The sequence below is a fragment of the Bacillus sp. CCNWLW194 genome (genome assembly GCF_037120585.1).
Taxonomy (GTDB): domain Bacteria; phylum Bacillota; class Bacilli; order Bacillales; family Bacillaceae_G; genus Bacillus_A; species Bacillus_A basilensis.
Genome location: NZ_JBBBBL010000006.1, coordinates 328210 through 343864, shown reverse-complemented (window position 1 = coordinate 343864; position 15655 = coordinate 328210). Strand labels below are relative to the sequence as shown.

At 35.1% G+C, this 15655-nt stretch carries 16 protein-coding genes and 1 pseudogene; 11 read left to right on the top strand and 6 right to left on the bottom strand.

Annotated elements, in window-relative coordinates:
- Nucleotides 1-14 precede the first annotated feature (14 nt).
- The 7 genes from pxpB to V7S50_RS16585 all read left to right on the top strand — a co-directional run bounded on the left by pxpB (nucleotide 15) and on the right by V7S50_RS16585 (nucleotide 5637).
- On the top strand, nucleotides 15-728 hold the full coding sequence (pxpB, locus tag V7S50_RS16615) for a 5-oxoprolinase subunit PxpB (protein ID WP_242252713.1): 714 nt from the start codon (nucleotides 15-17) through the stop codon (nucleotides 726-728).
- Nucleotides 719-1708 (top strand): biotin-dependent carboxyltransferase family protein, encoded by a 990-nt coding sequence (locus tag V7S50_RS16610; protein WP_242252714.1) that lies wholly within the window; start codon nucleotides 719-721, stop codon nucleotides 1706-1708. Before pxpB ends, V7S50_RS16610 begins: the two co-directional genes overlap by 10 nt.
- 18 nt (nucleotides 1709-1726) lie before the next feature.
- Nucleotides 1727-2488, top strand: coding sequence for a 5-oxoprolinase subunit PxpA (gene pxpA / locus V7S50_RS16605; RefSeq protein ID WP_242252715.1), 762 nt, complete (start codon nucleotides 1727-1729; stop codon nucleotides 2486-2488).
- Nucleotides 2489-2509: 21 nt separating this feature from the next.
- Nucleotides 2510-3205, top strand: a complete 696-nt coding sequence (locus V7S50_RS16600) for a DUF969 domain-containing protein (RefSeq protein WP_063225244.1) — start codon at nucleotides 2510-2512, stop codon at nucleotides 3203-3205.
- 1 nt (nucleotide 3206) lies between these two features.
- Nucleotides 3207-4169, top strand: coding sequence for a DUF979 domain-containing protein (locus V7S50_RS16595; protein WP_242252716.1), 963 nt, complete (start codon nucleotides 3207-3209; stop codon nucleotides 4167-4169).
- 16 nt (nucleotides 4170-4185) lie between these two features.
- The gene (pcp, locus tag V7S50_RS16590) at nucleotides 4186-4833 is read left to right on the top strand and encodes a pyroglutamyl-peptidase I (protein ID WP_063225246.1); all 648 of its coding nucleotides are present in this window, start codon (nucleotides 4186-4188) and stop codon (nucleotides 4831-4833) included.
- 75 nt (nucleotides 4834-4908) lie between these two features.
- Complete coding sequence (locus V7S50_RS16585) at nucleotides 4909-5637, top strand: NAD-dependent protein deacylase (protein WP_242252717.1); 729 nt, start codon at nucleotides 4909-4911, stop codon at nucleotides 5635-5637.
- Between the two features lie 55 nt (nucleotides 5638-5692).
- On the opposite strand, the gene V7S50_RS16580 is transcribed toward V7S50_RS16585, so the two are convergent.
- Nucleotides 5693-6274, bottom strand: a complete 582-nt coding sequence (locus V7S50_RS16580; RefSeq protein ID WP_063225248.1) for a hypothetical protein — start codon at nucleotides 6272-6274, stop codon at nucleotides 5693-5695.
- Between the two features lie 278 nt (nucleotides 6275-6552).
- Here V7S50_RS16580 and V7S50_RS16575 point away from each other — a divergent pair, with 278 nt between their 5' ends.
- Nucleotides 6553-8706 carry a peptidoglycan D,D-transpeptidase FtsI family protein gene (locus V7S50_RS16575; protein WP_242252718.1) on the top strand — a complete coding sequence of 718 codons (2154 nt, stop codon included), beginning with the start codon at nucleotides 6553-6555 and terminating at the stop codon, nucleotides 8704-8706.
- Between the two features lie 82 nt (nucleotides 8707-8788).
- Nucleotides 8789-9310: a signal peptidase I gene (gene lepB / locus V7S50_RS16570; protein ID WP_000806886.1), complete on the top strand. Its 522-nt coding sequence runs from the start codon at nucleotides 8789-8791 to the stop codon at nucleotides 9308-9310.
- 33 nt (nucleotides 9311-9343) lie between these two features.
- On the opposite strand, the gene V7S50_RS16565 is transcribed toward lepB, so the two are convergent.
- Nucleotides 9344-9976: a CmcI family methyltransferase gene (locus V7S50_RS16565; RefSeq protein ID WP_242252719.1), complete on the bottom strand. Its 633-nt coding sequence runs from the start codon at nucleotides 9974-9976 to the stop codon at nucleotides 9344-9346.
- Nucleotides 9977-10169: 193 nt separating this feature from the next.
- Here V7S50_RS16565 and V7S50_RS16560 point away from each other — a divergent pair, with 193 nt between their 5' ends.
- Entirely contained in the window at nucleotides 10170-10700 is a 531-nt protein-coding gene (locus V7S50_RS16560; RefSeq protein WP_242252721.1) for an NUDIX hydrolase, read from the top strand.
- Nucleotides 10701-10826: 126 nt separating this feature from the next.
- Here V7S50_RS16560 and V7S50_RS16555 read toward each other — a convergent pair.
- Nucleotides 10827-11588: pseudogene (locus V7S50_RS16555) on the bottom strand (class I SAM-dependent methyltransferase).
- Nucleotides 11589-11973: 385 nt separating this feature from the next.
- Between V7S50_RS16555 and V7S50_RS16550 the strand changes: the two are divergent.
- Entirely contained in the window at nucleotides 11974-12741 is a 768-nt protein-coding gene (locus V7S50_RS16550; RefSeq protein WP_242252723.1) for a MerR family transcriptional regulator, read from the top strand.
- 158 nt (nucleotides 12742-12899) lie between these two features.
- Here the strand turns inward: V7S50_RS16550 and V7S50_RS16545 are convergent, their stop codons facing one another.
- From V7S50_RS16545 to V7S50_RS16535, 3 genes are all read right to left on the bottom strand, one after another.
- Nucleotides 12900-13670 (bottom strand): DNA alkylation repair protein, encoded by a 771-nt coding sequence (locus V7S50_RS16545; protein ID WP_242252725.1) that lies wholly within the window; start codon nucleotides 13668-13670, stop codon nucleotides 12900-12902.
- A 33-nt stretch (nucleotides 13671-13703) separates the two neighbouring features.
- Nucleotides 13704-14009 (bottom strand): iron-sulfur cluster biosynthesis family protein, encoded by a 306-nt coding sequence (locus V7S50_RS16540; protein WP_142332764.1) that lies wholly within the window; start codon nucleotides 14007-14009, stop codon nucleotides 13704-13706.
- A gap of 114 nt (nucleotides 14010-14123) precedes the next feature.
- Nucleotides 14124-15590 (bottom strand): amino acid permease, encoded by a 1467-nt coding sequence (locus tag V7S50_RS16535; RefSeq protein WP_063225258.1) that lies wholly within the window; start codon nucleotides 15588-15590, stop codon nucleotides 14124-14126.
- Nucleotides 15591-15655 lie beyond the last annotated feature (65 nt).

Sequence of the window (15655 nt, the reverse complement as noted above, 5' to 3'; positions counted from 1 at the left end):
AAAGAGGGAGTGGGATGAAATTTTCTGCGTTAGGGGATCAAGCAATTATTGTTACATTTGGTGAAGAGATCGGGATGGATGTATACGAAAAAGTACAACGACTATTTCAAGCGTTGCAGCAACATCCGTTTACAGGAATGATTGAATGCGTTCCGTCGTTCACTTCATTAGCCGTTTACTACAATTTATATGAAGTATGGAAGGAAAATGATAGAAAGATAAGACCGTACGATTACGTATGCCAATACATAACTGGAATGTTCGATACGTATAAGGAAGAGCTGAGACGAGAAGTGAAACATATTTCTATACCAGTTTGTTACGGGGGAGAATATGGACCTGATTTAGAAGAGGTCGCACATTATCACGATTTACAAGTAGAAGATGTAATTCGAATACATAGTGAAACAACATATTTTGTATATATGCTAGGTTTTACACCAGGATTCCCGTATTTAGGAGGACTATCAAAAGAACTAGAAACACCTAGAAAAGAAATACCACGGTTGCAAATCTCTCCGGGTTCAGTAGGTATCGGTGGAAATCAAACAGGTATTTATCCGCTTGAAACACCGGGTGGATGGAATATTATTGGCCGAACACCAATCTCCTTATTTAATCCGGAAGAAGAAACACCAACCTATATCCAAAGCGGTATGTATTTACGATTTATTCCAATAACGAAAGAAGAGTACGTATCACTTGAGGGGGCTAAGGAATGGATGTAGAGGTTTTGCATGCAGGGATGTTTACAACAGTCCAAGATTTAGGGCGATCTCATTATCAACAATACGGCGTACCTGTTGGCGGGGCTATGGATCAAAGTGCACTTCGGATGATCAATATGTTAGTTGGTAATGAAGAGAATGAAGCGGGACTTGAAATGACGATCATGGGGCCTAAATTGTTAATAAAGAAAACAACTTTACTTGCGATTGGCGGAGCAGATATGGAACCGTTATTAAACGGAGAACGTATCCCGTTATGGCGTCCCATTTTAGCGGAAGAAGGTAGCATGCTTTGTTTTGGAAAAGTGAAAAGTGGTTGCAGAACGTATGTGACTTTTGCAGGTGGTATGCATATTGACCGTACAATGGGAAGCAAAAGTACTTACATACGTGCAGCGATTGGTGGTATGGAAGGAAGAATGCTGAAAAAAGGTGACTATTTTCAACTTGGTGAACGATCAGAAATGGCTCATCGTTTCATTCAAGATTTACAAAAGGATGAGCGAATCAAAACGAAATGGGCAATTAGCAGCAGCGTAAGGCCAAAATATAAGAAACATCCTAAGCTTCGTGTCATAACTGATTTTGAATATGATCAATTTACAGAAGAAAGTAGAAAGGCATTTTTTACGAAAGACTATAAGGTATCTAATTATGCTGACCGTATGGGCTATAGGGTTGAGGGAGAAGTTTTAAATAGGATGGAAGAAACAGAGATTTTATCGAGTCCCGTTACATTCGGAACGATTCAAGTTCCAAACGGTGGACAGCCGATTATATTAATGGCAGATAGGCAAACGACAGGTGGCTATCCGAGAATGGGAAATATTATTTTAATAGATCTTCCTCTTCTTGCCCAGCTAAAACCAGGAGACTATGTTTCATTTGAGCAAATTACGCTTGAAGAAGCGGAACAATTGTACATAGAACAAGAAGTAAATATGAATCTATTAAAGAAATTCATTGCTTTACGAAGCTGAAATTAGGAGGGTAATATTGTGACTACAATTGATTTAAACTGTGATTTAGGAGAAAGTTTTGGCGCTTATAAAATGGGGAGTGATGATGAAATTCTTCCATTCGTATCCTCTATAAATGTTGCTTGCGGTTTTCATGCGGGTGATCCGTCCGTTATGCGGCAAACAGTTGAAAAGGCAATGCAGCAAAACGTAGCGATAGGGGCACACCCAGGGTTTCCAGATTTAATTGGATTTGGGAGAAGAAACATGAACGTTTCAGCAAGTGAAGTATACGATTATGTCTTATATCAAATTGGTGCATTAGACGGGTTTGTAAAAGCAGCTGGCGGGAAGATGCAGCATGTAAAGCCACACGGTGCTTTATATAATATGGCGGCGACTAATCCGGAAATTGCAGATGCAATCGCAAAGGCAATTTCTCATGTGAATCCAAAGTTATTACTTTACGGATTGGCAAATAGCGAGGCATATAAACAGGCTGCGGAAAAATATAACGTAACTCTCCTACAAGAAGCTTTTGCAGATCGTACGTATAGGCAAGATGGAACATTAACAAGTCGTACAGAAGAGAATGCGCTTATAAAAAATGAAGACGAAGCGATAAAACAAGTGATTCAAATGGTGAAAGAAGGCTATGTAAATTCGGTGAATGGAGAGAAAGTAACAGTTCAGGCGAAAACGATTTGTTTACATGGTGATGGAGAAAAAGCAGTGCAATTTGCGGAAAAAATATACAGAACATTCAAACTTGAAGGTGTTTCTATTTGTGCACCAAAATAAAAAATAGGGGGAAGTGCTGGAATGATTAAATTAATCGGGATACTACTTGTTGCAGTTGGTTTTTTATTTAGATTAAATACACTATTAGTAGTTATGGTCGCAGGTATTGTTACTGGTATGGTTTCAGGATTAAGTTTTTATGATGTGATCAGCATGTTCGGTAAATTTTTCATAGAAAATAGATATATGTCTATGCCGATAATATTAACTTTACCGGTAATCGGAATTTTAGAGCGTTACGGTTTAAAAGAAAGAGCAGAAGCACTTATAACGAAATCAAAAGGCGCAACAACTGGAAGAGTATTAATGTCATATTTTACGATAAGAGAATCATCAGCAGCACTAGGGCTTAATATTGGTGGTCATGCGCAAACAGTAAGACCGCTTGTTGCACCGATGGCAGAAGGAGCGGCACAAGGTAAATACGGTAAACTACCTGAAAAATTAAGAGAGAAGATCAAAGCAAATGCAGCTGCTGCGGAAAATACAGCTTGGTTTTTCGGAGAAGATATATTTATCGCAACTGGTGCCATTTTATTAATGAAAGGATTCTTCGATTCAGTAGGTATGCATGTCGGTGTTTGGGATATGGCACTTTGGGGGATTCCAACTGCAATATCTGCACTTATCGTGAGCTGGATTAGATTTAGAAGGTTTGATAAATATATAGAGAAAACAATGAAGGCAGAAGCAAAAGAAGAGAAGGAGGCAATATAATATGAACATCATAACTATGGATACAATCTATTATGTATTAGGTATAATCGTTGCATTTATCGCTGTTCGTATTGTGTTTGATCGTGAGCATCCAAATCGATTTGGTTCTAGTTTATTTTGGGCATTGTTTGCAGTTACATTTTTGTTTGGAAATGTAATTCCTTCGTTTTACGTTGGTTGTATTGTGCTTGCTATGGTCGTATTAGCTTCATTAAATAAAGTAACAAAGTCTCAGGAAAAAGAAGTACCAGTGCAAGAACGTGTAAAACATGCGGAGAAATTAAAGAATAAAATCTTTATGCCTGCACTTTTAATTCCTATTTTTACAATTATCGGTACGTTAACGTTAGGGAAAATTAAATGGGGAAATGTATCCCTTGTTGATCCAGATAAAGTAACGCTAGTAGCATTAGCACTAGGAGCATTACTTGCGTTCGTTGCTGCGATGCGAATTACAAAATCGAAAATAACAACGCCTGTTCAAGAAGGAAGTAGATTATTACAAGCTGTCGGCTGGGCTGTTATTTTACCACAAATGTTAGCAGCACTTGGCGGTATTTTCGCAAAATCTGGCGTTGGACAAGTCGTTTCTGATTTAGTCGGCCAAGTATTACCGACAGAGTATCCGTTCGTTGCTGTTATGGCGTATTGTTTAGGAATGATGCTCTTTACAGTCGTAATGGGAAATGCTTTCGCAGCGTTTGCCGTAATTACTGGCGGAATTGGCTTACCTTTAATTGTTCAAATGCACGGTGGAAACCCAGCAATTATGGCAGCTCTTGGTATGTTTGCTGGATATTGCGGAACGTTACTTACTCCAATGGCAGCAAACTTTAATATCGTTCCGGCAATGCTTTTAGAGCTAAAAGATAAAAATGCGGTTATTAAAGCGCAAGTCCCAATTGCTCTTTCGATCTTTATCATAAATATGTTTATTATGTACGGCTTAGTATATCGTTTCTAATTAGGAGGGTAAAACTATGAAAACAGTATTATTAACAGGATTTGATCCGTTCGGCGGAGAAAGTATCAATCCAGCTTGGGAAGTCGCAAAAAGTTTGCATGAAAAAACAATCGGAGAGTACAAGATTATAAGTAAACAAGTACCAACCGTATTTCATAAATCAATAAAAGTTTTAAACGAATATATACAAGAACTAAACCCTGAAATAATTATATGTATCGGACAAGCTGGGGGCAGACCAGATATTACGATAGAGCGTGTCGCAATTAATATCGATGATGCAAGAATAGCTGACAATGAAGGGAATCAGCCGGTAGATGTACCAGTTATAGAAGGAGGACCTGCTGCCTATTGGTCTACACTTCCGATGAAAGCAATCGTAAAAAAGCTTCAAGAAGAAGGCATACCAGCTTCCGTTTCACAAACAGCAGGTACATTCGTTTGTAATCACTTATTCTATGGTCTTATGCATGAAATAGAGAACCGTGATAAGAAAATAAAAGGTGGATTTGTCCATATTCCGTTTTTACCAGAACAAGCGAGTAACTATCCAGGCCAACCGAGTATGTCACTTACTACTATTAGTAAAGGGATAGAATTGGCAGTTGAGGTAACGACGGAAGTAGAGGTAGATATTGTAGAGGTTGGGGGTGCGACGCATTAAATAAACCGAAGTGTACAACACCTCCTGTAAACAACTGGTATAATAAGAATAGGAAAATACATAGAGGTGATTTTTGTGCAACAATTTGAAGAAGTACGTTCAATTTTAGAAAAAGCGAAGAAAATTACAGTATTAACAGGTGCAGGTGCAAGTACGGAAAGTGGTATCCCAGATTTTCGTTCAGCAAATGGATTGTACGCTGATGCAAATGTGGAAATGTACTTATCGAGAGGGTACTATAACCGAAGCCCGAAAGAGTTTTGGAAGCATTATAAAGAAATTTTTCAAATTAATACGTTTCATCAATATAAACCAAATCGTGGGCATCGCTTTTTAGCTGAATTAGAAGAACAAGGGAAAGATATTACGATTTTAACGCAAAATATTGACGGTTTACATCAATTAGGTGGTAGTAAACATGTTATTGATCTACATGGAACACTGCAAACAGCGCATTGTCCAAAATGTAAAGCGGGATATGACTTGCAGTATATGATTGATCATGAAGTGCCTCGCTGTCAGAAGTGTAATTTCATTTTAAATCCAGACGTTGTTTTATACGGAGATACACTGCCGCAATATCAAAACGCGATGAAACGTTTATATGAAACAGATGTGCTTATCGTCATGGGAACATCATTAAAAGTACAGCCTGTCGCTTCATTCCCAGAAATCGCAAAGAGAGAAGTAGGAGCAAAGACTATTTTAGTAAATGAAGAGCTAACAGGGCAAGAATATAACTTTGATTTTGTTTTTCAAAATAAGATTGGTGAATTTGTAGAAGGATTATCATCAATGAAATAAAATATCAAAAAAACTGAGGTATCTACCTCAGTTTTTTATTTGAGTAATCGCTGTTTTAAGCCACATGAAAACATGTTGATAATGTAGTAACAACATCTCTATAATTTATAAAAAGGTGTTTCGTAGGTAAAATAGCAGAGTAAGAAGTAATATTATCTTTAGTGAATACACAATCGTCATAAAGTAAGCTAATGTGTAGCTGTTGTAAAGGTTCTATTTGATTTTGTTTTAAGTATAAAACTAAGTCATTATAAAGTTGCGTACTATACTCACTTACAGACCATTCTAATGAATGCTGACCTACTATGTTAGTCCACCATACTTTAAAACTACATATTAACTCTTTAAAGGATTCCTCATTACATAAATGAGTGTCAAAAAGCTTCTCATAAAAGATATGATTTTCTTCATGAAAAATTTGTAAATCATATTTGTCGTTAGCAATTTTTTTGCGAAGTGTATGCCATAATTCTTTGAAATTCGCTTCAAAGTTAGTAGAGAAATTGAATTGTCTTGCTATGTAAGGAAATCTTAAATTTTCTTTTTTCTCTTTTTGGTTGAGATGAATATTTTGAATATAAATCATAAAGTTTAAACAATGTGACGTATTAGTATGAATTGTGAATGAATCTGTCATTTCATTTTCTCCTTAGTAATGGATTTTATTGTTAGTATACAAAGAAATGTAAATGAAAGGTATGAAAAATAATTATATACAATCTTTCTTTTAGAATAACATTCATGTTATTTCTTAATAAGGGAATGGTAATAAATAGGATATAAAATTAAAAAACTGAAAATTAAATCTTTTAATTCTTATGTAATTAATATAAAATTCTATATATATCATATAAATAAATTTGATACATAATGGTTCTGTGTAGAAATGTTAATAGAATGAAGCGAGGGAGCGAAATGAGACAGAAAAAGGAGCAGAAGAAACAATCGAAAAAGAAAAAGACTCATATTCCATTTCGATTAAATGTACTATTTTTTATCGTTTTTCTTTTATTTTCAGCTATTATAATTCAATTAGGTAAAGTACAAATCATTGATGGAGAAACGTATAGAAATGAAGTGAACAAAAAAGAAGATGTAACGGTAAGCACACCTGTACCTAGAGGGAAAATGTTTGATCGACAAGGCCATGTGATTGTAAATAATAAACCGCTACGAACCGTTACATATACGAAAATGAAAGGAGTAGATTCGAAAGAAGTTTTACAAGTAGCAAGAAATTTAGCCCAGCTAATTGAAATGTCGCCAGAAGATATAGATAAGTTGACAGAAACAGATAAGAAAGATTTTTGGATGCAGTTAAATGAAAAACAGGCAGCAACAAAAGTAACGAAAGAAGATGAGAATACATTTAGGAAGCAAGAGATAGAAGGGAAAGAATTAGATAAAAAAGTAGAAGAATTACGTAGGCAAAGAATTACACAAGAAGAATTAAGCGAACTTTCAAAAGAGGATTTAGAAGTACTAGCGATTAAAAGTAGAATGAATGCGGGATATAAAATGACGCCGCAAATCGTTAAAAAAGATGTAAGTCAAAATGAATATGCAGTCGTAAGCGAAAGATTGGCAAGTTTGCCAGGAGTAGATACGACAGTAGATTGGGAACGTGAATACCCAAATGATAAAATACTTCGTTCTATCCTTGGGAGCGTTTCTACTGAAAATGAAGGATTGCCAAGAGAACAATTGGATTATTACTTAGTACGTGATTATAACAGAAATGATCGTATTGGTAAGAGTTACATTGAAAAACAATACGAAGATGCACTACATGGAACGAAAGAACAGACTAGAAATATTACAGATAAAACAGGGAATATTATTCGAACTGAAAAAGTGACAGAAGGAAAAAGTGGAAATAATTTAATGTTAACAGTTGATATGGATTTACAGAAAAAAGTAGAAGAAAGTCTTGAAAAGAATTTACGAGCATTCCATTCTGCAGAGCCAATGATGGATCGTGCGTTCGTTGTAATGATGAACCCGAAAAACGGCCAAATTTTATCAATGGCAGGAAAGAAAATTGTAAATAAAGATGGCGGAATGCAAATAGAAGACTACGCTTTAGGAACGATGACAAGTTCTTATGAATTAGGATCAACTGTAAAAGGGGCTACTTTATTAGCCGGATATCAAACAGAAACGATTAAGCCGTATACGCATTTCTTTGATGCACCAATGTATTTTAAAGGAAGTACTAAGCCGAAGAAATCGTGGAAAGATTTTGGTGATATTGATGATTTAAGAGCTTTACAAGTTTCATCAAACGTTTATATGTTTAATACAGCTTTAAAAATGGCGGGTATAAATTATGTGCCAAATAATCCATTAGACATTAGAAAAGAGACATTTAATAAAATGCGTTACTATTTTAGACAGTTTGGATTAGGTGTACCGACTGGTATTGACTTGCCGAATGAATCGATTGGACAAATGGGGAGAACTGATAACATACCTGGTTTTTTACTTGATTATGCGATTGGACAGTACGATACATATACGCCGCTTCAACTTGCTCAATATATTTCAACAATTGCAAATGGCGGTTACCGAATGAAACCGCAAATTGTACAAGAAGTGAGAGAGCAACCACATAGACCAGAGGATGTTGGAAAAGTTATTCGATCTATTGAACCAGTTATTTTAAATCGAGTGGATATGAATACTTCATACATTAATCATGTAAAAGAAGGGTTTAGAAGAGTATTCCAGGAAACTGACGGAACAGGTGCTGGAACGTTTAAAGGATTACCATATAAACCAGCTGGAAAAACAGGGACAGCTGAAACTGTATATGGTGGAGAAAGTGATATTGGAAGAGATGAAAACAATAACCGAAAAAAATGTTATAATTTAACTCTTGCCGGTTATGCACCATATGATGCTGATCCAGAAGTAGCTTTTTCAGTTGTTGTACCATGGGTAAATGATGACAAATCAGGAATTAATTCCGCGATTGGTAAAGAGATTTTGGATGCGTATTTTGAATTGAAAACGAAAAGATCGGGTGGAAATCCAGTCCCAGTAGAGCAGCCGAACAAGGCCCAGTAAAAATAATATCACTGCATTGAGACATATGGTGCAGTGATATATTTTTTGATTTAAAAAGCATTTGAATAAGGTGGGAATGGATATGAAACAGGAGATTAAGAGAGGTTGGGGGAAATACATACTCTTCGTGTTTGTTTTGGTAGTAGCCTATCATTCTTTTACTTTATGTAAAGTGGAAGGGAAATCGATGCAACCGACTTTATATGAAGAAGACTACGTATTTGTAAATAAAGCAGCAGTACATTTTTCTAATTTAGAGCACGGGGAAATTGTCATTATAAAGGAAGAGGATGAGTCGAAATATTATGTAAAACGAGTAATAGGACTTCCTGGCGACGTAATTAACATAACGAATGGATCCGTATATGTGAATGATAAAAAGCAAGAAGAACCATATACAAATAAAGATTTATTCAATAATACACAAGTGTTTTATAACTTTCAAAAAACAAAAATCCCGCCAAATAAGTTATTTGTAATGGGAGATAATCGTGAACTTAGTAGAGATAGTCGAAATGGCTTAGGCTATATTGAAGAAGATAATATAATAGGAAAAGTGGAATTTGTTTATTATCCTTTTTCAAAAATGAAGATCATAGAATAAGTGGGGATTTATAAAACCCCACTTATTCAAGTTTTACTTTATCTTCTTTAAAAAACCTTTTGGATTAAATGATATGAAAAACTTATGTTTAGATTCATCGATTATGAAATTGTTATTTGTAGCTAAAAACTCTTCAACAGCTTCCATTGGGCCAGGACCCCAATCGGGAGAAACAGGATTTCCATTAATAGATGTATCTTCTACAATAATATAACTGCCAGCTGTAACAACAGATTTATAAAGTAAAAGTTCTTTTGCTACATGATCTTTACTATGATCTGAATCTAAAATAACTAAAATTACATCATTAGGTTTACGCATACTTAATATTGTTTGCACAGCGGTTACTGAAACAGAAGAAGCTGTTAAATACGTAATGCGATCATGGGATGGACGATTTGGTTGAGGGAATATATCAAGAGTAAGAACGTGGCCTTTTCCAATTAAATCTAATATAGAAGCTAAATACAATGCGCTACCACCATAACAAGTGCCACATTCAATAATTAAATCGGGTTTTAATTCGTAAATAATTTCTTGATACAAAAAAAGGTCAGAGGGAAGTTTGAGAATAGGGACCCCAAGCCAATGAGTATCATATAACCAGACTCGACTGTCGTAATATTGTTTTAAAAATTCGCTGCTTATGTTATCGATTTTGAACACTCCTTTCTGAAACGAAAGTTGTACAATATATTATGTAAGATATGATTATAAGGAGAATGATTTTTAATAAAATTGAGCAAAAAACCTCATTAAAAACCAATTGTTTGTATAATAAAAAAATCTTTATTCACCAAGTCTAATCAAAATGCAGTTTAAATCTGTAGATGAGAGGAAAAGGGAAGGAAATGAACGTATGTATAAGTACACAATTTGTTTCATTAGAAAGGGAAATAAAATACTCTTACTAAATAGAAATAAAAAGCCGAATATGGGAATGTGGAATGGCGTTGGTGGGAAAATTGAAGACAATGAAACACCATATGAAGGAATAATTAGAGAAACGCTTGAGGAAACAGGCATAGATCTTCCAAGTGTAACGTATAAAGGGAATGTGATTTTTAAAAGTAAGGATGAGCCTCGGGATAGTGAAGGAATGTATGTATTCCTTGCTGACCTGCCAGCTGGAGTACATATAGACACGCCAGTAAGTACAGCCGAAGGATTATTGGAATGGAAAGAAATGGATTGGATATTAGATTGTGATAATAGAGGGGTAGTTAGCAATTTACCAAAATACTTACCAATAGCATTAAATGAGGAAAACAAGTTAGAGCATATATTCACATATGATAACCGGAATATTATTAATTATACAACTGCATGTTTGAAGGAAGATGATGTAAACAAAAGGTATATAAAAAGATCACTTTCATACTCTAATTGATAAAATATTTTAAAGAGCAATCAGTATTTTTATGCTGATTGCTCTCATTATATATGTGAGGTGATGATATGTTCCAGAAATACAATTCATTGGTCATAATCGTCATATGTACGATGTTTCTTTTTGTTAGCTACGAATCGCCTTTATGATAAATCGATGTTGCTTCACATCAAAATATCCTTTTTGCAAGATGATTTCATGTATACGATATAGTTCCTTATAATACCTTTCGACAGTAAAATCAGGAATTTGCCACGGAATTGCTTTTAAATAATAGACGATAGCGCCAATATCATAAAAACGTTGAAAAGGAAACTCTTCTTTTGCTTCTAAAATAGTAAATCCATTTTCCTGTAGTTCATTACATGCCGCTTCAAGCGACCAACTTGCAAATTCACTATTTAGTGGTGTGTCAAACTGTTCATTAAGTTCAGCGCAATCGAGACCACCAACTTGTTGTGTAAGGAAAATTCCATTAGGAGAGAGAATTCTGTTTACCTCAGAAGCAGAATAGGATTCATGTTGATTCAAAATGAAATCAAACTGTTCATTTTGAAATGGTAAAGCAGTATCATCGGTCACTTCTACAACAGTAACCCCTAAAGGCTCTAATTTGTTTCGAGCAATTGGCACATTTGGAGCATAACCTTCAGTAGCATAAATAGTTGATGGGAACGGTTGTAACATAGATAAAAACTCTCCGCCGCCAGTACCCATATCGAGCATTGATTCTGCACGCTGCATAAGCTGGAAAGCAGTACTGCCGTATGATCATGATAAAGGCTCGCTCTTCATTCGGCCAGTTTCTGAAATAAAGGAAAAATCCCAGCCGCTAAAATGTGTATTTGCACTTTCTAATAAAGTTAAAAATAATGGATCACGTTTCATAATTATGTCCTCCTATTTTTCAATGAATGATATGATGAGAAAGGAAAAAGGGAGGACCTCTTATGAAAGAGAAGCGGTTTTACGTTTCGTGTTCGAATAGATTCATATAAAGTTACTCCTTGTGAGAATGGTTATTTATATATTCGGGATAAGTAAGTGAAAGTCCTTTGAACTTATGAGGGAAGGTCGTTGTTTGAAAACTGCCATTCATGCTGTTCAATAATCGGGCCATTAAATGGAATAAAACTTATTGAATGAAACGGGATAATGCAATACATATTGATTACATGCACTTCAATATTTTTGAATTTTCTTAAATTCTCTCTTGAACCTCTAGTTACTTTAGGTTTTATAATGAATCTATACTTTTAATAGGGGGATTTAGATGAATAAGGATAAAAAGTTTTCTATTGGAGAATTCTCAGGGAAAACGGGAATACCAATTCCTACTTTGCATTACTATGATGAAATCGGGTTGTTACAACCAGAAAAGAATCCTTCTTCAGGGCACCGCATTTATAAGTATCACGATATTATAACCTTACAAAAAATTTTAAGTCTAAAATTTCTAGGCTATAGTCTAGATAAAGTCGCTAATTTGTTACACGAATCAAGTTTTGGTGTTGATTTGAATGAAAGTTTGTCTCTCCATTTGCAAGTGTTAGAAAGAGAAAAAGAAAAAATTGAGCAATCAATGCAAGCAATTAAAAGAGTAATGAAGTTAGTCGAAGAGGAATGTGAAATAGATAGTACAGTATTATTTAGTCTTATTTACGGTATGAATACAGAACATACACATAAAGAATGGATGGAACGTCATGAGTTAACGGATATCGTGGAAGAATTATCAAAGAAACGAGAAGAAGATAAAATTGCTTTGGATAAAATGTTTATTCAATTGTCTAAAAAGGTTAAGCAATTATATGGTAAACCAGTCGAGGATGCGAAAGTACAAGAGATGGTAAAGGAATATATAGAAGAGTCTTTTTCATTTCTTAATGAAGATTTGATACAAAAATTAGCTAATACTAGTGTGGAAGAACTGGATATGCAAGAACTTGAAAATATGATACCTTCGCCTTTCACAGAAGATGAACAAAAATGGCTTAATGAAGCGATGGAATATTATGTGAAGCAAGTAGAAATGGAATAGGAATAGATTTTATGAGTGTTTAGCTTCATCGAAATATTGCTATAGACCTTTCATTGAAGGAGGAGAATATTGGAAAAATACGTTTGTTATTGCTTTATTCAAAAGAAAGAAACGCTTATGCTTCATTTTTGAAGTATAAGCGTTTTTGTTTAAAATGCTTAAAAAGAAAAATCTTTTGGCAAAGTATCATTTTTAATAACCGTTCGTAACCCATGTTTTATAATCCAAGGGTTAACAGGATGCTGTTTGTCGCGTAATTGCTGCAACCATTGAAAAACAAGTTCTTTATCTTCTTTCGTAATATCATTAATATGATTAGCTACTGATTTTTGAACATATTTAGAAGGGTCATTCATTAAAGGTTCAAGAAGCTGTAAATTGTACTTAAAGTCACCTTTCAGAGCTCCTATTTTTTTAGCCCAAGGAAGCCTTGGTCTTGTACCTTCAGAAACTAATCTTCTAATGTGGCTGTTTTCGTCATGAAGCCACTGTTGTAGTATGTCTAGCGTGTCTTCATGGTATGTTTCAAGAAAAGGCCGAATGGTATATTCAGCAGTATTCCTTTTTGTTATTTCATACATGGCGTTGAATGAGGTTTCAAAATCGTTAAGTCCATATTTTTCAACGTATTTTGCGATAGGCATGTACATATATCCGTTTGTAAATGTGCCTACTTCTGTTGTATTTTCTGGTCCCAAAGTTCTCAGTAATATATGTATTGCTTCATTAAAATCTTTTTGTAAAGCATTGTGTAATTCATCTGCCAATACTTCAATACGCTGCTTTAACTCTAAATTTTCAACTTTACATGTTACGGAAGATACAAAGTTTCTTTTAGAGAAAGTAGGATCGTGTTTACAAATAGAATCAGCCATTTTTTCTGCTAATTCTTCGTTAAACAAAAATTTTAGCGGAACATATTTACTCATTTTTTCACCTCGGTGGTCAGTTAAAAGCAATTTTTATTTTTTAATCGACAATCCATAAACTAAAGTCTCACTTGGAGTCGTAATACTAAAACCAGTCGTCTTATAATCAAGTTTCACCGTATCACCAGTGTAATCTTTCGTGAATGAATCCATTTGTACAATAAAATCAGCATCTTCATATACAACATCATCTGCAACATATGTATCCCAAATTAAATCGACATCAACGAAAATACTACAAGAGTTTGTCATTGTTCCTCTAATACGAATAATCTTTTTGTCTTCACGTTCTAGACTATGTATAGCTGCTTTTGCTTCATCAGTAATGCGAATGTTCATGGTATCCCAACCTTTATTTATATTTCCTTTATTATTGCAAAAACAAGAGCAATAGGGAAGTAAAGAGGTTTGTAACAAAAAAACGAGCAAACAAATTTGTTTGCTCGTTTCATTTTATTTTAGTTCACATTTATCAAGTGGAATGACTTTTGTTTTCTTCGTAAATTTATATCCTAACCATAGTACTAAGAAGAGTGGTAAACCGATGTAAGAAACGAGTACACCGTTCCAATCGATTGATTCGCCCATAAATGCGCCGTAGTTTTGACCTAAAATTACGATAACACAAAGTGCAAATGCAAAGATTGGACCGAACGGGAACCATTTTGCTCTATATGGTAAGTCTTTTAAATCTTTTCCTTGTGCGATATATGCTTTACGGAAGCGATAATGACTAATTGCAATGCCGACCCATGCGATAAAGCCAGACATTCCTGATGCGTTTAATAACCAAATGTATACAACACCGTCACCGAATAAAGAAGCAATGAAAGCGATACTACCGACAATTGATGTTACGATTAATGCGTTAACAGGTACACCGCGGCTATCTAATTTACCAAGAAACTTTGGTGCTTTCCCTTGGCGAGCTAAATCCCAAAGCATACGAGTTGATGCATACATACCAGAGTTACCAGCAGAAAGTACTGCCGTTAAAATAACAGCGTTCATAACAGAAGCAGCAAAGGCAACGCCCGCTTTTTCAAAAATAAGTGTAAATGGACTTACTGTTACATCACTTGCGGCAAGACTTTCAGTTGTATAAGGAATTAATAAACCGATAACGAGAATCGCAAGGATATAGAATAAAAGAATACGCCAAAAGATCGAACGAATTGCTTTCGGAATATTACGTTCTGGATCAGAAGTTTCACCAGCAGCTACCCCAAGTAATTCAGTTCCTTGGAATGAGAAACCAGCTGCCATAAATACACCGATAATTGCCATGATGCCGCCGTTAAATGGTGCATCTGCAACTGTGAAGTTTTTAAAGCCAACAGTCTCGCCGCCCATAATTCCGAAAATCATCATAAAACCGACAATTAAAAAGATAATAATAGTAACTACTTTAATAAGTGCGAACCAATATTCAGATTCACCAAACCCTTTAACAGATAAGTAGTTTAAAAGGAAAATAATAGCTAAACATAATCCGCTCCAAATGAGGGAAGGGGTATCTGGGAACCAAAATTTCATAATTAATGTTACAGCCGCTAGTTCAGCAGCTATCGTAATTGCCCAGTTATACCAATAGTTCCATCCAAGTGCAAAGCCAAGTGATGGATCAACAAATTTTGTTGCATACGTACTAAAAGATCCAGTAACAGGCATGTAAGCTGCGAGTTCAGCTAAGCTTGTCATTAAAAAGTAAACCATAATTCCAATTGCGGCGTATGCAACTAATGCACCACCAGGTCCAGCTGTGTGGATCACACCACCACTGGCAAGAAATAGTCCGGTACCAATTGTACCACCGAGAGAAATCATCGTAAGGTGCCGTGATTTTAAACTACGTTTTAATTCACCTTTTCCATTTGTAGTTTCTGTTTTAGAGGTAGTTTGATTCGTTGCGCTATTCATGTTCAACACTCCTTTTCTTGTAAGATAGGAAGGAGCGGGGGAGAAAAATACAAAAAACCGCCAAA